The organism is Faecalibacterium langellae (assembly GCF_002549775.1).
Classification (GTDB): Bacteria; Bacillota; Clostridia; order Oscillospirales; family Ruminococcaceae; genus Faecalibacterium; species Faecalibacterium langellae.
On record NZ_NMTR01000021.1, the window covers coordinates 822,089 to 838,941 of the forward strand.

The following is a 16,853-nucleotide window of genomic DNA, read 5'->3' on the forward strand; positions in this document are numbered from 1 at the left end:
CGTCAGCCCCACAGCGAAGCCCACCAGTCGGTGATGCCGCCGCCGTCGGTCTGGCCGTCACCACTGCCGTCGCCCTGGTCGCCGCCCGTGGCCGTGCTGCTGGAGGACGACGAGCCGCCCCACAGGCCGCTCCACCAATCGCCGCCGGTGCTGTCGCTGGGTGCTTCCGGTTCCGGTTCGGGCTCCGGCCCTGCGCTGACCACGATGTTCACGCGGCCATTCAGCTTGGCGGTGCTGCCCGCTGCCGGGTCCTGACTGATGACCGTGCCTTCGGGCTGGTCGCTGTACTGCTCCGACTGGCTGCCCAGGCCCAGGTGGTTCTGCACCAGCAGGGTGCGGGCATCATCAGTGGTCATGCCCACCAGCGAAGGCACCTTGGTGGTGGTAGACACCTGCGGGCGGCTGATATACACCACAACGGTGCTGCCCGCCGCCACCTGGCTGCCCGCCGCCGGGTCGGTGCGGATGACCGCTCCGGACGCCACCGAGGGTTCCACGGCCTGGGTCACCAGCACGGAAACGCCCAGGTTCTTCAGCTGCTGCTCGGCATCGGCCTGCACATAGTTGGTCAGGTCCGGCACTGTGACATACTGAGTGCCCAGACTGACGGTAAGGGTCACGTTCTGGCCCTCACGCACCGTGCGGCCTGCCACAGGCGACTGCTTGTAGACATAGCCTGCGGCGTAATTGCTGTTGTATTCTTCCTCCCAGTTCACGGTGATCTGGCCGGAGACGACCTGTTCTGCGGCCTGTGCCTCGTCACGGGTCATGCCGACATAATCACCCAGCGTGACATCCGCCTTGTTGTTCATCAGGTTGGAGGAATCGTTCAGGATCATCCAGCACAGCGCAAGGCACGCGATGACAAAAGCCACCGTGATGCCAAACAGCGCAGGCAGGAAGATGGTGCGGCGCTTCTTGCGGGGCGCCGCCTTTTTGCTGTGGGGGGCGGGCGTTTCTGCCCGGCGGTTTGCCCGGTTCTGGTTCATGGTACGTTTCACCACCTTTTCAGGAGCATCTTCTGTGATATATTGATATTCGAACTGTACAGACGGGTTCTGCACATAGGTGTCCAGCGCATTCAGCATTTCGCGGGCGGAGGCGTACCGGTTCTGCGGCAGCTTTGCCATCGCCTTCTCGGTGATCTCCACCAGCGCATTCGGCACCTCCGGGGCCAGCTCGTGCAGCGACTTCGGGGTGTCCGAGATCTGCTTGATGGCCACTTCCACCATATCGTCGGCGTCAAAGGGCAGATGCCCGGAGAGCATCTCGTACATCATGACGCCCACCGAGTAGATATCACTGGTGCAGTCGGTCTCGTCGCCTTTGGCCTGCTCCGGGCTGATATAGTGCACGCTGCCCATGGCTTTGCCGCCGGAAAGCTGGTTCTCGGCCCGGGAGATGCGCGCGATGCCAAAATCCATCATACGCAGCTGGCCATTGTCCAGCAGCATGATGTTCTGGGGCTTGATGTCCCGGTGCACCACACCGTTGGCGTGGGCATGTTCCAGCGCCTTCAAAATCTGGGAGATGAAGTGCACCGTCTCCCGGCTGGTCAGCTTGCCGCCGCGCTCGTTGAGGTACTCGCGCAGGGTCATGCCGTCCACATACTCCATGACGATATACTGCAGGTCATCGTTCACCGAGACATCGTACACCTTGACGATGTTCGGGTGATTCAGCAGCGAGATGGCCTTGGATTCGTTCTTGAAGCGGCGCACAAGGTCCGGGTCGTGCATGAACTCCCGCCGCAGCACTTTGACTGCCACCACCGTCCCGGCAGGCACCGGGCCGTTGTGGCCCCGCATGACGGCCTTGTAGACGTTCGCCATGCCGCCGGAGCCGATCAGTTCCTGCACCTCGTACAGGCCGTCCAGCCGTTTGCCGATCAGGTTATCCATTGCGCACCTCCATCGGTTCCACGCTGAGCAGCAGCGCAGTGATGTTGTCCGGGCCGCCGTTCTCGTTGGCCGTGCGGATGAGCTGGTCCGGCAGGTCGTAGAACGAGCCGGTGCCCAGCAGCTGTTCCAACTGGTCGCGCGGGACGGCGTTGGTCAGGCCGTCCGAGCACAGCAGCAGAAGATCGCCGTTTTGCAGCTCCTGGCAGGTAAACTCCGAGTCCAGACGGTAGTCCACGCCCAGCGCCCGGGTGATGATGTTCTTCTGCGGGTGGTGTTCGGCTTCTTCCACCGTGATGGTGCCGCAGTCCACCAGTTCCTGCACATAGGAATGGTCGTGGGTGAGCTGGGTGAGCCGGCCGTCCCGGAACAGGTATGCGCGGGAGTCGCCCGCATGGCACAGGTACACCCGGCCGGAGCGCACCAGTGCACACACCGCTGTGGTGCCCATGCCGGCCAATGCTTCGTCCTGCATGGCCTTCTGGAACACGAAGCGGTTGGCGCTGAGCAGCGTCTTTTTCAGGAACGTCTCCTCCTCGCCGGGCAGACATTTGGAAGCATACTGCTCCTGAAAGCAGCGCTCAATGACATTGCACGCGCCCTGGCTGGCTTCCCGGCCGCCGCGCGCGCCGCCCATGCCGTCGCAGACCAGCAGCCATGCGGCGTCGCCAGGCAGTTTGCCGGCGCGGTAATCGTCCTGATTGTCCTGGCGGACCCGCCCGACATCCGTTTTTCCTGCAAGTTTCATAGGATTCTCCCTTTGTTATGCCTTCCCGTTCATTTCGTCCCGGCGCAGCTGGCCGCAGGCGGCACTGATCTCGCTGCCCAGGCGGCGGCGCACGGTGGCGTTGACGCCAAGGCTTTCCAGCTTCTGCTGGAAGCGGCGCACATTGGCTGCGTCCGTGGCCGAGTAGGGGCTGCCGTCCACCGGGTTGATGGGGATCAGGTTCACATGGGCCCCCATGCCCCGGATGAGGTTTGCCAGCTGTTTTGCGCAGGCGTCGGAATCGTTGACGCCGCGCACCATAGAGTATTCAAAGCTGACGCGGCGGCCTGTGGTGTCCTGATAGCGGCGCACCGCCTGCATGAGCACCTCCACAGGGTAGGCGTCGTTCACCGGCATCATGCCGCTGCGAATTTCATTATTGGGCGCGTGCAGCGACACCGAAAGAGTGAGCTGCAGCTTTTTCTCGGCCAGCAGGTCGATCTTGGGCACAAGGCCGCAGGTGGAAAGGCTGATGTTGCGCATACCGATGTTGACGCCTTCGGGCGAGGTGATGTTCTCCAGAAACCTCATCACTTCGTCGAAGTTGTCCAGCGGCTCGCCGATGCCCATGAGCACGATGTGCGAGATGCGCTCGCCGATATCCTTTTGGGCAGTGTAGATCTCGGAGCAGATCTCGCCTGCTTCCAGATTACGCACACGGCCCGCCTGGGTGGAAGCGCAGAAGCGGCAGCCCATGCGGCAGCCCACCTGGGTGGACACACACACCGTGTTGCCGTAGTGGTAGCGCATGACGACCGTCTCGATGCAGTTGCCGTCGGCCATGCGCAGCAGATATTTCACCGTGCCGTCCTTCGCTTCCTGCCGGCGCTCGATCTGGGGCGCAGCGATATAAAAGCTTTCTTCCAGCTTTGCCAGCAGGGTCTTGGGCTGGTCGGTCATGGCAGAAAACTCGGTGACCAGCTTCTGGTGCACCCAGTGGAAGATCTGCTTTGCCCGGAAGCCCGGCTGACCCATCGCCTTCAGTTCAGCGGTCAGCTCTGCCAGCGTCAGCGAGGAAATACAGCGTTTTTGTTCCATTGTGTTCTCCTATTGTTTTTACGAACGGAAAGCCCGTTTCCTTGCAGTGGTCAGCCCTTTTTCTGCATCGCACAGAGGAAAAAGCCGTCCATGCCGGTGCGGGTGGGCACCGAAAGGGTGCCGTGCTCCCCTGCCGTCATCCCGGCAGGCAAAGCTACAGCGGGTTCTGCCACGCAGAACTCCGGGTGGCGGGCAAGGAATGCAGCGATCTGCTGCTGATTCTCGGTCGGGTCGATGGTGCAGGTGGAATAGACCAGTCTGCCGCCCGCCTTGAGCAATGCAGCCGCCGTATCGAGGATGGCCGACTGCGTGGCCAATAATTCAGCCTCGCGGGCCGGGTCCAGCGTTTTATAGCGCAGGTCCGGCTTTTTTGCCAGAATACCCAGACCATTGCAGGGCACGTCTGCCAGAATGCGGTCTGCCTGCGGCAGGGCCGGGTTCACCTTTGTGGCGTCGTTGCAGAGGGCTTCGACGTTGGTCAGCCCCATGCGCTGCACCGCCGTGCGGATCAAGCCCACGCGATTCTCGGCGGCGTCGCAGCTGTAAAGCCTGCCGGTGTTCTGCATCTGCTCGGCCAGCAGGATGGTCTTGCCGCCGGGTGCCGCGCACAGGTCAAGCACCGTCTCGCCGGGCTTTGCTTCCACAGAGAGCGCTGCCAGCTGGCTGGCCTGTCCTTCCACATGGAAATATCCCTGCCGGAACAGCTCGTTCTCTGCCGGGCTGCCTTCGAACCGAGCCAGCACGCTGCCGGGCACGACGCCCGGGCGCGCTTCCCTTGCGCCGGAAGCCAGCAGCTTTGCACAGAGCTCCTCAGCGCTTGCTTTGAGCGGGTTTGCGCGCAGACTGGACAGGCCGCCGTCGACCTTGTAGGTAAGGATGTCCAGCGCTTCGTCCGGATAGTTTTTACGCAGAAATTCTGCCACGTCCCGCCCGGCAGAGCCCAGCACCATGAGCCGTTTGGTCTCATCTTTGAAAACGGCTGTGCTCAGGTCATAATTGCAGGCGCGGCGCAGCACGGCGTTGACGAGGCCCGATGCGCTGGATTTTTTAAAGGCACGGGTCAGCTTGACGGCTTCGTTCACCGCAGCGGACACCGGCACCTGCATATAGCGGGCCTGCGCCAGCGCGGCACGCAGAATTTCGCGCACCGGGGCGTCCAGTTTGGCAAGGCCCTTGGGCAGAAACTGCTCCAAGATGTAGTCCAATGTGCCCCGATGCTCCAGCGCCGTGTAAAAAATGGCGCTGGCAAATGCTTTATCGCGGCCTTCCAGCTTCTGGCGCTTGAGCTCGGCATCCAGGACGAGGTTCGAAAAGCCATCCTGTTCCTGCCGCACCAGCGCCGCCACTGCCGCCGCGCGGGGATTCGCCGCCATCAGAGGGTATCCCCCGTCTTCAGGCGTTGACCAGCCGCAAAGGCGGTGCCGTCCATGGGCTTTTTGCCCTCAGGCACCACCTGCAGCAGCTGGATGGCACCTTCTCCACAGGCCACGGTGAGGGGCTTGGTGGCCAGCACCATGCCGGGCGCTTCGCCGTTCGAAGCCACCGCACGGCATTCCATCACCTTGAGCTTTTTGCCGCCCGCGGTGACGAACCATGCACCGGGCCACGGGTTCATGCCGCGCACCCAGTTGTGGATATGGGCAGCCGTTTCGGTGAGCTTGAACTCCGCCATCTCCTTATTGAGCATGGGAGCAAGGCAGGCATTTTCGTGGTCCTGCGGCTGGGGCTTGAGGGTACCGGCGGCGATGGCGGGCACCACCTCGCACAGCACACGGGCACCCACAGCCGTCACGCGGTCAAACAGTTCGCCGCTGGTCTCCTCCGGGTCGATGGCGATCTTCTCGCAGCAGAGCACATCGCCGGTGTCAAGGCCCTCATCCATCTGCATGATGGAAACGCCGGTCTCGGCGTCGCCGTTCAGCACGGCCCACTGCACCGGGGCGCTGCCACGGTACTTGGGCAGCAGCGAAACATGCAGGTTGATGCAGCCGTACTTCGGGGCTTCCAGCACAGACTTCGGCAGGATGCAGCCATAGGCCACCACCACGATCAGCTCCGGGGCCAGTGCGCGGATGTTCTCGTCCTCGCTGCCGTCCCGCAGGGTACGGGGCTGGAACACCGGCGTGCCGTGCTCTAAAGCCACTTCCTTCACCGGCGGGGCCGTCAGCACCTGCTTGCGGCCAACGGGCTTATCCCGCCGGGTGTACACCGCACAGATCTCGTGCCCGGCGGCGTACAGTGCTTTCAGGCACTCGGCGGCAATGTCCGGCGTGCCCATGAACAGAATGCGCATCAGTTGTTTCCTTTCGCTTCGCGGGCAGCCTTTTTGCCCTCCTCGGTGTCCTCGTAGAAATACTCGCTGGACTGCATGATGGTGATGCCGTCCAGATGGTCGCTCTCGTGCTGGATGCAGCGGGCCAGCAGGCCTTCGGCCTCCAGCTCAAACCACTCGCCGTGGCGGTCCTGTGCGCGCACCTTGACCGCCACCGGGCGGGTCACGGCACCATTGTGTCCCGGGAAGGACAGGCAGCCCTCGTAGGCAGTCTCCTCCTCCTCCGACACGGCCAGAATTTCCGGGTTGATGAAGTCGATGAACTTATACTCGTAATCTTCAGGGATCTCCTCCGGGGCGTCGGTGGTGTCCCACACCACGAACAGGCGGCGCAGCATGCCCACCTGCGGGCCGGCCAGACCCACACCGTCGGCAGCGATCATGGTCTCGTGCATGTCGTCCAGCAGGGTGGCCAGACGATCGTCGAAGTTGGTCACAGGGCGGCAGACCTTGTTCAGGATGGGGTCGCCCTCTTTTACAATGTTACGGATTGCCATTTATAGTACCTCCAAATCAGATGTCACCGTCCGAGTGCAGGTCCACCGCAACGGTGGCCCGGGACGGGAGCTTTTCCTGTTCGTACAATTCCAGTGTGCTGCGCACGAGGTCGCGGAAGCGACGGTCGCTGCGGCACTTGATGGTGAGTTTATAGCGGTAGGTGTCGTTGATCTTTTCAATGCTGCCGGGCGTGGGGCCAAGCACCCGCAAAGGCAGGTCCGGCTGTTTTGCCGCCAGCTGGCCCAGCAGGGCTGAGAAGCGGGCTGCCGCCCGCGCCACCTCGATCTCCTTCGGCCCGGCAAAGCCGATGACGCACAGCCCGCAGAAAGGCGGATACAGGCCCAGCTTGCGGTAGGCGATCTCCTGCTCAAAAAAGGCATCGTAGTCCTGCGCAGCGGCGAGGTTCAGCACCGGGTTATCCGGGTCGGTGGTCTGGATGATGGCAAAGCCGGGGTCTTTGGCCCGGCCGCTGCGGCCCACCACCTGCGTGATGAGACTGAACACGTTCTCGTAGGCGCGGAAGCCCTGCGCAAACAGCAGCGAGTCGATGCCCAGCACGCCCACCAGCGTCACATCCTCAAAATCAAGGCCCTTGGCCACCATCTGGGTGCCCACCATGATGTCGTATTCGTGGTTTGCGAACTTTGCCAGCAGCTTTTCGTGGGCGTCCTTGGCGGCGGTAGAATCCTGATCCATCCGCAGCACCCGGGCGTCCGGGAACAGCTTTGCCAGTTCTTCTTCCGCCTTTTGGGTGCCAAAGCCCCGGTACTGCAGCTTGCCTCCGCAGGTGGGGCACACCGTGGGCGGCGGGTCCATCTGGCTGCCGCAGTAGTGGCACAACACTTTGTGCGCCGCCTTGTGGTAGACCATGGGCACGCTGCACTTCGGACACTTGAGCACCTCGCGGCAGTCCTCGCACTGGGCCATGGTCTGGTAGCCGCGGCGGTTCAGCAGCAGAATGGTCTGCTTGCCTGCGTCCAGATTGTGGCGGATGGCATCCTCCAGCGCAAGACTGATCTCGCGGGGGTTGCCTGCCGCCAGCTCGGCCCGCATATCCACGATCTGCACTTTCGGCAGCGGATTGCCGCCGTAGCGCTGGGTGAGCCGCACCAGCTGGGTACGGCCATGCTGGGCCGCGTAGAAGCTCTCGGTGCTGGGGGTGGCGCTGGCCAGCAGCAGCAGTGCGCCGTTTTCCGCCGCGCGCTGCCGGGCCACCTCGTGGGCGGAGTAGCGGGGCGCGGATTCCGAGCGGTAGGTGTGCTCCTGTTCCTCGTCAATGATGACAAGGCCGATGTTTTCCAGCGGCGAAAAGATAGCACTGCGGGTGCCCACCACGATGTCGGCGCCGCCGTCCTGGATCATCTGCCACTGCAGCAGGCGTTCCGTGTGGTTGAGGGCCGAGTGCTGCACCGCCACCCTGCGGCCGAACTGGCTTTTCAGCCGCAGGATCATCTGCGGCGTCAGGCTAATCTCCGGCACCAGCACCAGTGCCCTGCGGCCCAGCTCCAGGCAGCGGGCAATGAGCTTTAAAAACACCAGCGTCTTGCCGCTGCCGGTCACGCCGTAGAGCAGGGCCGAGTGGGGCGCATCGTCTTCCAGCTTTGGCAGCAAGGCGTCGTAAGCAGCCTGCTGCTCAGCGGTCAGGTCGATGGGGTCATTTTTGAGCGGAATGGACGAATACAGGTCAATGGACTTGTTCACCTTGCTGCATTCCAGCACGCCTTTGGTGCACAGGTTGTCCAGCACCGCGCGGCTGATGCCTTTTTCTTCCAGCTCGTTCAGGGTGCGCGGCCCGCCGCCCAGCAATGCCACAGCCACCAGCTGCTTTGCCGTCGGCTTCGGCTTTTGCTGCAGGGTGCCCACAAGGCGGTAAGAATTTTCCGTGTGGCGGGTGAGCTGCTTTTGCAGCACCGGCGTCACACCGTCTGCCACCACAGCGGGCTTGTACTGCGCCCCATAGGGGATGACCGCCTTGACGGCCTCGTAATAGGTGCAGAAGGTGCGCTCCTTGAGAAAGTACACCAGCCGCAGCAGTTCGGGCGTCAGGCAGGCGGAAGCCGGGGCCACGTCGAACAGGAATTTCAGCTTCGCGCTCTCCGGTTCGGCGTCGCAGGCCAGCACCACGCCCATGCGGGCACGGCTGCCCCGGCCAAAGGGCACCAGCACCATGCTGCCCAGCCGGACGGTATCCTGCTGGTCCGGCATAACGGCATAAGTGTAGAGTTTATCAAAGTGGAAGGTCGCATTGCTGACGGCAACGCCTACCGTTTTGGGCATTCGCACAGCTCCTTCAAGTTGTTATTTTGCAAGACCGGCGCGCTGGCAGATGACCTGATAGAGCTCCTCTGCGCAGGTGTCCACCTCGTTGTTGACCAGCTTCAGGGTGAACTTGTCCTGCTGGGCCAGTTCCTGCTTTGCCGTGGCAAGACGCTCCTGGATGCTCTCCTCGGTCTCGGTGCCGCGGCCGCGCAGGCGGCGCTCCAGCTCCTGCTCCGACGGCGGCAGCAGGAACACGGTGGTCGCCCCCGGGAACATGCGGCGGATATTCTCCGCGCCGTGCACGTCGATGACCAGTACGACCACCTTTTTGGCTTCCAGGCGCTTTTCCACCTCAGCCTTCAGGGTGCCGTAGTAGTTGCCGTTGTAGAAGTTGTGCTCCACCACCTGATCGTTCTCGATCAGCTGCTGGAACTGTTCCCGGGTGCGGTAGTAATAATCCACGCCCTCCTGCTCACCGGGGCGCGGGGCGCGGGTGGTGGCGGAGACGGTCTTCTCGATCTCCGGGTGTGCTTCACGCAGGGCCTTTACCACGCTGTCCTTGCCGGTGCCGGCTGCACCGGAGACCACAAACAGATATTTATCATTCGCCATGGGACGTTTCCTCCTCTGTCATCGCTTTGCCCTCCTGCCCGGCCGCACGGTTGGCCACCGTTTCCGGCTGGAGTGCCGAGAGCACCACATGATCGGAGTCCATGATGAGCACCGCGCGGGTGCTGCGCCCATAGGATGCGTCGATCAGCATCCCGCGCTCCCGCGCCTCCTTGACAAGGCGCTTGACCGGGGCGGAATCCGGGCTGACCACCGCCACCACGCGGCCTGCGCTGACCATGTTGCCAAAGCCGATGTTGATGAGCTTCATAAACTCCTCCGAACGTTTTCCGTTTTACTCCAGATTCTGGATCTGTTCGCGGATCTTCTCGATCTCCGCTTTCATGTCCACCACGATGCGGGTGATGTCCAGGTCCTGGCACTTGGAGCCGATGGTATTGGTCTCGCGGTTCAGTTCCTGGGTGAGGAAATCCAGCTTGCGGCCCACCGGCTCGTTCAGCTGCAGGATCTCGCGGTACTGCGAGATATGGCTGCGCAGGCGGACGGTCTCCTCGTCCACAGCGGTCTTATCGCCGAAGATGGCGGCCTCGGTCAGCACACGGGCATCGTCGATGTCGCGGTCTTCCAGAATGACCTTGAGCTTTTCATACAGGCGGTTGGTGTAAGCTTCCACCCGGCCTGCGCTGAGGCTCTCCACCCGGCCGACGCACTCCTCCAGGAAGTTCAGGCGGTTTTCCACGTCTGCCTTCATCTTGGCACCTTCGGCGGCGCGCATCTCCACGAAGCGGTCCAGTGCCTGCGCGGTGACGGCAGAAACATCTTCCCACAGCTGTTCCTCGTCCACATCGGCGTGGCGGGTGGCCAGCACATCCGGGAAGCGGGTCAGGATACCGGCAGAGATGTCGTTCTTGACGCCCAGCTGCTCGGAGATATCCCGCATGGCCTGCTGATAGCTGCGGGCCAGCTCCATGTTGACGGTGACGACGGTATCCGCCGCGTCCACGTTCTGGATGGTCATGCTCAGCTCCACCTTGCCGCGGGTGATGCGCTCGTTGAGTTGCTTTTTCAGGCGGCTGTCCAGATAGCTGCAGGTGCGCGGGATGCGCGAGGAATACTCAAAGTAGCGGGAATTCACGCTGCGCAATTCCACCGTGATCTCACGGCCATTGCGCACAGCAGTCCCCCGGCCGAAGCCGGTCATGCTTAAGATCATAACGCTCTCCTGTTCTCTCATTTCTGATTCGGTTTTTCGCATATGTATCCGCTTTGGGGTACACACACCCATGTTACGATACATATAGCATCATTTTACTATTCTTTCCCGAAAAATTCAAGGTGCAGTGCAGGCTTTGCGGGCCTGTACACCGCATATGGCGCGCGCAAATGAAAAAAGCCCTGAAGCCTGGGCCCTGCGGCTCGGCTTCAAGGCAATGCGATCAATTGGTTTTATACACGCAGGTGACGCTGGTCTCCAGCAGATCCGCATTCAGCAGCGTCTGCTCCACCCAGTGGACATTATCTGCGATGGTATCGCGGGAAACTTCGTACTCGTTGGCAACGCTGTCCATGCTGCGGTATTCGTGGCGGTAGATCAGGGTAAGGATCAGCTTATCCTTGATCGTGATCTTGGTGAAGCGCGGCTTCCGCTTATGCTCCCTGGCATATGCTTCTTCCAGCGCAGCCAGCATCTGGTCGAACTCGTCCTTCGAAATGCCAAAGGCAAGCTGATAATCCCGCTCTGTAAATTCTGCAAGCCGCTCGACCGTAATCTTTCTCATGTTCCTGCTCCCTGTTTCTCTTGTTTTCCGGTTCCGTTCTGTTTTATGCAACCTATTATAAAAGCTGTGCTGCGGCAAGTCAATGCCATCTCGCGCCATTTTCCGGGCGATGGACGCAAAAAGGGCCTCCCACCAGCGGCGGGAAGCCCTGAATGCGCTCAATTAGACGGGGTGAGACTGGTTGGTGTAATCCACATGATCACCATCGACGCCCTGCTTCTTGGCATTGCGCTTTTCGAAGAACTTGGGTGCGACCTGCGGGAACATGGCGTAGGTCAGCACGTCTTCCTCCTGCGTTGCCCACTTGGCAGCTTCGGCCTTCAGCTTGTCCATCTCGGGAGCCAGCGTGTCGGCAAAGCGGCAGGTGATGGGCTGCTCGTCGCCCAGGATCTTCTTGGTGAACTCGGGGCTGATGGGTGCGGGAGTCTTGCCGTAGTCGCCATGGACCAGGCCCTTGAACTCCTTGGTGACCATCTTGTAGCGCTCGCCCAGAATGACATTGAACACAGCCTGGGTGCCAACGATCTGGCTGGTGGGGGTGACCAGCGGCGGATAGCCTGCATCCTCACGGACGCGGGGGATCTCGGCCAGCACTTCATCCAGCTTGTCTTCCTTGCCGGCATCCTTCAGCTGCTTGAGCATGTTGGAGAACATGCCGCCCGGCACCTGATACAGCAGGGTGTTGGCATCGACGCCCAGAGACTTGGGGCTGATCTGGCCGTTGGCGATGTACTTCTCGCGCAGCTTTGCAAAGTATGCGCGGACGACGTTCAGCTGCTTCAGGTCCAGACCGGTGTCGTAATCGGTGCCCTGCAGGGCAGCGACCAGGCTCTCGGTGGGCATGTGGCTGGTGCCCAGGCTCAGGGGGCTCATGGCGGTGTCGATGATATCGGCACCTGCCTCGATGCCCTTCAGGATGGACATGGAAGCCAGACCTGCGGTGTAGTGGCTGTGGATATCAACAGGGATGCTGACGGTCTCCTTCAGCTTCTTGACCAGATCATAGCAGGTATAGGGGGTGAGCAGACCGGCCATATCCTTGATGCAGATGGAGTTTGCACCCATCTCCTCCAGGGTCTTGGCGTAGTTTGCAAAGTACTCGTTGTTGTGCACGGGGCTCAGGGTATAGCTGATGCAGCCCTGCACATGAGCGCCTTCCTTGTTGGCTGCCTTGATGGCAGTCTGCAGGTTGCGGGGGTCGTTCAGTGCGTCGAAGATGCGGATGACGTCGATACCGTTTGCAACGGACTTCTGCACGAAGTACTCAACAGCGTCATCGGCATAGGGACGGTAGCCCAGCATGTTCTGGCCGCGGAACAGCATCTGCAGCTTCTGGTGGGGCAGCTCCTTGCGCAGGATGCGCAGGCGCTCCCAGGGGTCTTCGTCCAGGAAGCGGATGCAGCTGTCGAAGGTGGCGCCGCCCCAGCACTCCACGGAGAAGTAGTTGATCTTATCCATTTCCGGCAGGATGGGACGCATCTCATCCATCGTCATACGGGTGGCCAGCAGAGACTGGTGGGCATCGCGCAGGACGACCTCGGTAACCTTGATCGGCTTTTTGGCCATGATTGTCACCTCTCCCTTAGTTCATGGAAACCAGAACGTCACCGGAGTTGACGGTGTCGCCCTTGTTCACGTTGACGGAAGCCACGGTGCCGTCCTGGGGAGCCAGGATCTCGTTCTCCATCTTCATAGCTTCCAGGATGACCAGCACGTCGCCAGCCTTCACGGATGCACCGGCCTGGACCTTGACATCCAGGATGTTGCCGGGCATGGGAGCCTTAACAGTGACAGCACCGGCTGCGCCTGCGGCAGCCTTGGGAGCAGCAGCGGGAGCCGGAGCCGCCTTGGGGGCAGCCGGTGCAGCGGGAGCTGCAGCAGCAACAGGAGCTGCGCCTGCGGCAGTCTCCTCCACGGAGACGCTGTAAGCAACGCCATTGACGGTAATATTGTAGTACTTCATGGAAGGATCCTCCAAATCAAAATCGTATCTGAACTGTATATTACAAACGATTACAGGGCCATGTTGCCGTGCTTCTTGGGCAGGCGGGCAGCACGCTTGGTGCTCAGCAGCTCCAGAGCAGCCACGACGCTGGCGCGGACATTGGCGGCGTCGCAGGTCATGTCAGCAGCACCGGAAGCCACTGCATTTGCTGCGCTGCACACCTCAGCAGTGTAAGCAGCAGCCTTTGCCTTGGTGGCGGCAATGATGTTGTCGGAAGCGTCGATCTCATCCTTGTACAGGACGCTGACAGCTGCACTGGGCTCCAGTGCGCTGACGACGCAGCCTTCCACAGCGATGCGCAGGTCTGCAGCGGCCAGAGCGGTGTAGACAGGGCCCACAGCCTTGCCGGCCAGAACGGTGACCTTTGCAGTGGTGGCATCGGCATAGGTGGCAGCCAGACGGGCAGCCTCGCGGATGCCGCCTGCGATGTCATCGGTAGCGCTGGGCACAAAGCCCTCGGTGTTCACAATGGTGATCACCGGCACGCTGAAGGCATCGCACAGGCGCACAAAGCGGGAAGCCTTTGCCACGCAGTTGTGGCACAGGGTCTTGCCGGTAGCCACAACGCCCACGGCGTTGCCGCCGACGGTAGCGAATGCGGTGTAGACAGAGGTGCCGAAGCCTGCGAACAGCTCCACAGCGCTGTCCTTATCCACCACAGCGGCAGCAGCCTTTGCGGGCTCTGCGCCGGCGGTGAGGGCAGCGACCGGCTGCTCGAACTCAAAGATCGCCGGGCCGGTCAGGTTGTTGGCCGGCAGCAGGCCCACGATGTGGGCAGCCTTCTCGGCAGCCTCGGAAGCGTCAGCAGCCACGATGGTGGCCACACCAGCCTTTGCAGCAGCGGCTGCGGTGCCGGCATTTGCGACCTTGTCGCCCTTGGCAGCGGAGGTGAACGGAGCGGTGAAGAACAGCTCTGCGCCCTCAGCCATGATGCAGACATCTGCGTTGGCAGCGCTCAGTGCGCTGGTGCCGCCGCAGACACCCAGAACCACAGCCACCTGCGGGATCACGCCGGAAACCTTTGCGATCTGCGCATTCAGCTTGGCAGTGGCGGTCAGCACGTCCAGGCCCTCGGCCAGCTTTGCGCCGACGGAGTTGTAGAACGTGACGACCGGGCAGCCGGTCTGTGCAGCCATCTCCAGGACCTTGATGTTCTTCTCAACGTCCTTCACGGTGACAGCTTCACCATTCTGGTAAACAGCATAAGCCTGCTGACCTGCCGCATAGCCGCAGGCAGCGCTCACTGCGCCATCAGCAAACAGCGCAGTGTATTCCCCGTCATCAAAAAACTTGGCGAGGATTTCTCCCTTATTGATCTTTGAAGCCATGATAAGACCTCCTGGTTGTCTGTGTGAGCTTTCAAAATTGGTTTTATTATACTGAATTTCCCTAAAAATTGCAAGAGATTCTATAAAAATCCATGTGAATCAACATCTCTCGCATAGTGCTTTCCAAATTTTTAACGATGTATCGCGTGATGACATTTTCTGCTGTTTTTCCAAAAATACTTCCTTGTGTCCTGCCCCGCCTGGCATGCACCAAAAAATTGCTCTTATTTTTGGTGATGGTGCCTGCCGTGCACGCATTTGCTTTTCGCGCAGAGTGTGTTACACTATATATAAATAGTAAATTGCAAACAGAAAAAATGTCAAAGCTCCATGCAGCGGGGCTCCCGCCGCACTCTGGACGCAAAAGAAGGTCAAATCAAAATTGAAAAAGCTTTTCACATCGCTCCGGCATGCAAACCAGACTTATGGTTCCTTCCGGCAAACTGCGCACAGCATCATGCACCGGGCCGGGCCCGCCGTGCTGGCCGCAGCGGTTTTGTACCGGGCCGCGTCCAGCTTCCTGTTCGTGCCGCTGATGCAGCAGATCTGGTCGCTGACGCTGCGGTTCGCGCCGATGCATTACCTGAACAACAGCAACGCTTCCGACATCTTCACCTCCCCTGCCATCGTCGGCTGCATCGCGGCCATCGCTGTTCTGACTGCGTTCTGGGCCCTGTACGGGTTTTCCATCCTGCTGCACGGGCTGGACCGCGCCCGCCGGGGCGAGACGCTCCGCCTGCTTCCCCTGCTGGGCGATTCGCTCCGGGATATCGCCCACGCATGGCTGCCGCAGAACTGGCTCATCCTGATCTACAGTGCCCTGCTCATTCCCTTCACGAGCTTTTTCCTCGCTTCGGATTATATCACCCAGCTGGCTGTGCCGGAATACATTCTGGGTGTCATCCGGGCCAACGCCCGGTACCACGCGCTCTATCTGGCCGGGGCACTGGTGCTTCTGGCGCTGTGGGTCGGCGGGGCGCTGGTGCTGCCGCTGTTCGTGCTGGAGCGCAAAAGCCTGTGGCAGGCCGCCCGGGAGAGCTTCGACTTTGTGCGCGGGCGGTTTTTCCGCGTTTTTCTGCTGCTGACACGCTGGAACCTTTCGGTGGCCGTCGGCGCAGCGCTGCGGCTGCTGGCAGTGGCCGTGCCGCTGTATGGGATCATCCTTGCGGTGGGGCTGGAGAGCACGCAGGCCATGTTCGCCATGTCCCGGGCTGCACTGGTGGTGGAGCTGCCCTTCTTTGAGTTTCTCGCGGACTGTATCATCCTTCTGGGCCAATGCACCATCCTTGCGCTGCTGTATGCCCGCCTGCAGACAGACACACCCCCGGAAGAAGATGCACTGCCGGGCAGCCGCTTCAGCACCCGGAAGCTCCTGGCTGCGGCCGTTGCAGGCGCAACGCTGCTCACTTTTGTGCTGTCTGCCGTGTATATCATCCTGCCCGCAGGCGACGAGCTGCGCACCATGCTGGGCGGCACGGCACCCATCATCACGGCGCACCGGGGCTACTCCTCTGCCGCGCCGGAGAACACCCTGCCAGCCTTTCAGCTGGCCATCGACCAGGGCTGCGAACGCGCCGAACTGGACGTGCAGATGACCAAAGACGGCGTGGTGATGGTGACCCACGACACCAGCCTGCGCCGCTGCACCGGACGGAACACCAACATCTACGACCTGACCTTTGACGAGGTGCGCAAGCTGGATGCCGGGCGGTGGTTCAGCGCGAAATACGCCGGGACGAAGATCCCCACGCTGGAAGAAGTGCTGGACCTGTGCAAAGGCAGAATTCAGCTGAACATTGAGATCAAGCCCAACGCCGCCACCCCGGCGCTGGAAGCCGAGACCATCCGCATCATCGAAGAAAAGGGCTTTGCTCACGACTGCGTCATCACCTCCCAGAGCTATGAGACGCTTTGCAAGGTGAAGGAGCTGGCCCCGGAGATCGAAACGGGCTATATCCTCGCGATGGGCGTGGGCAGTTACTACGACCTGCCCGCTGCCGATTTCTTCAGCGTGGAGGGCACCTTCATCACCTCCGGCATGGTGCAGCAGATCCACAAGCGTGACAAGACCATCTCGGCCTGGACCATCAACCGCGACGAGGATGCCAGCAACATGCTGAGCCTGGGTGTGGATGATGTCATCACCGACAAACCCGCCATGGTGCAGGACCTGCTGCGCGAGGACGCCGAACTGGACGACGACCTGCTGCTGATCCGCGATGTCATCCGCGACTTCTTCGCCGCACCGGACGGCGTGGACGACGACTCCACCGACGAGATCATTGAAGAAGCCATCGAGGACCCGGATGAGCTGCTGGACGAAGCCTGAAATTCTATAGCATGAGAAAACGCCTGACGGAACAATCCGTCAGGCGTTTTTT

General features: G+C 61.3%; 15 protein-coding genes. 1 reads left to right on the forward strand and 14 read right to left on the reverse strand.

Annotated features, from left to right (window positions below; genetic code table 11):
- Positions 1–2: 2 nt before the first annotated feature.
- The 14 genes from pknB to CGS49_RS12475 all read right to left on the reverse strand — a co-directional run bounded on the left by pknB (position 3) and on the right by CGS49_RS12475 (position 14,472).
- Positions 3–1,901 carry a Stk1 family PASTA domain-containing Ser/Thr kinase gene (gene pknB / locus CGS49_RS12410; protein ID WP_097802105.1) on the reverse strand — a complete coding sequence of 633 codons (1,899 nt, stop codon included), beginning with the start codon at positions 1,899–1,901 and terminating at the stop codon, positions 3–5.
- Positions 1,894–2,646, reverse strand: coding sequence for a Stp1/IreP family PP2C-type Ser/Thr phosphatase (locus CGS49_RS12415; protein WP_097802106.1), 753 nt, complete (start codon positions 2,644–2,646; stop codon positions 1,894–1,896). The genes pknB and CGS49_RS12415 overlap by 8 nt, the downstream gene beginning before the upstream one ends.
- A gap of 15 nt (positions 2,647–2,661) precedes the next feature.
- Positions 2,662–3,702, reverse strand: a complete 1,041-nt coding sequence (rlmN, locus tag CGS49_RS12420) for a dual-specificity RNA methyltransferase RlmN (protein ID WP_097802107.1) — start codon at positions 3,700–3,702, stop codon at positions 2,662–2,664.
- A 50-nt stretch (positions 3,703–3,752) separates the two neighbouring features.
- Positions 3,753–5,075: a 16S rRNA (cytosine(967)-C(5))-methyltransferase RsmB gene (gene rsmB, locus CGS49_RS12425; protein ID WP_097802108.1), complete on the reverse strand. Its 1,323-nt coding sequence runs from the start codon at positions 5,073–5,075 to the stop codon at positions 3,753–3,755.
- Positions 5,075–5,995, reverse strand: coding sequence for a methionyl-tRNA formyltransferase (gene fmt, locus CGS49_RS12430; RefSeq protein WP_097802109.1), 921 nt, complete (start codon positions 5,993–5,995; stop codon positions 5,075–5,077). Before fmt ends, rsmB begins: the two co-directional genes overlap by 1 nt.
- Positions 5,995–6,531, reverse strand: coding sequence for a peptide deformylase (gene def / locus CGS49_RS12435; protein ID WP_097802110.1), 537 nt, complete (start codon positions 6,529–6,531; stop codon positions 5,995–5,997). The genes fmt and def overlap by 1 nt, the downstream gene beginning before the upstream one ends.
- 16 nt (positions 6,532–6,547) lie before the next feature.
- On the reverse strand, positions 6,548–8,809 hold the full coding sequence (priA, locus tag CGS49_RS12440; RefSeq protein WP_097802111.1) for a replication restart helicase PriA: 2,262 nt from the start codon (positions 8,807–8,809) through the stop codon (positions 6,548–6,550).
- A gap of 21 nt (positions 8,810–8,830) precedes the next feature.
- Positions 8,831–9,403, reverse strand: coding sequence for a guanylate kinase (gene gmk, locus CGS49_RS12445; RefSeq protein WP_097802112.1), 573 nt, complete (start codon positions 9,401–9,403; stop codon positions 8,831–8,833).
- The gene (gene remA / locus CGS49_RS12450; RefSeq protein ID WP_097802113.1) at positions 9,393–9,671 is read right to left on the reverse strand and encodes an extracellular matrix/biofilm regulator RemA; all 279 of its coding nucleotides are present in this window, start codon (positions 9,669–9,671) and stop codon (positions 9,393–9,395) included. The genes gmk and remA overlap by 11 nt, the downstream gene beginning before the upstream one ends.
- 24 nt (positions 9,672–9,695) lie before the next feature.
- The gene (locus tag CGS49_RS12455) at positions 9,696–10,574 is read right to left on the reverse strand and encodes a YicC/YloC family endoribonuclease (RefSeq protein WP_097802114.1); all 879 of its coding nucleotides are present in this window, start codon (positions 10,572–10,574) and stop codon (positions 9,696–9,698) included.
- A 223-nt stretch (positions 10,575–10,797) separates the two neighbouring features.
- Complete coding sequence (locus tag CGS49_RS12460) at positions 10,798–11,139, reverse strand: transposase family protein (RefSeq protein ID WP_097802115.1); 342 nt, start codon at positions 11,137–11,139, stop codon at positions 10,798–10,800.
- 162 nt (positions 11,140–11,301) lie between these two features.
- Positions 11,302–12,705 (reverse strand): oxaloacetate decarboxylase subunit alpha, encoded by a 1,404-nt coding sequence (locus tag CGS49_RS12465; RefSeq protein ID WP_097802116.1) that lies wholly within the window; start codon positions 12,703–12,705, stop codon positions 11,302–11,304.
- A 16-nt stretch (positions 12,706–12,721) separates the two neighbouring features.
- On the reverse strand, positions 12,722–13,102 hold the full coding sequence (locus CGS49_RS12470; RefSeq protein ID WP_097802117.1) for a biotin/lipoyl-containing protein: 381 nt from the start codon (positions 13,100–13,102) through the stop codon (positions 12,722–12,724).
- Positions 13,103–13,152: 50 nt separating this feature from the next.
- On the reverse strand, positions 13,153–14,472 hold the full coding sequence (locus CGS49_RS12475) for a carboxyl transferase domain-containing protein (RefSeq protein WP_097802118.1): 1,320 nt from the start codon (positions 14,470–14,472) through the stop codon (positions 13,153–13,155).
- A gap of 382 nt (positions 14,473–14,854) precedes the next feature.
- Between CGS49_RS12475 and CGS49_RS12480 the strand changes: the two genes are divergently transcribed.
- Positions 14,855–16,801 (forward strand): glycerophosphodiester phosphodiesterase, encoded by a 1,947-nt coding sequence (locus tag CGS49_RS12480; protein ID WP_242975466.1) that lies wholly within the window; start codon positions 14,855–14,857, stop codon positions 16,799–16,801.
- The last annotated feature ends 52 nt before the right edge of the window (positions 16,802–16,853 follow it).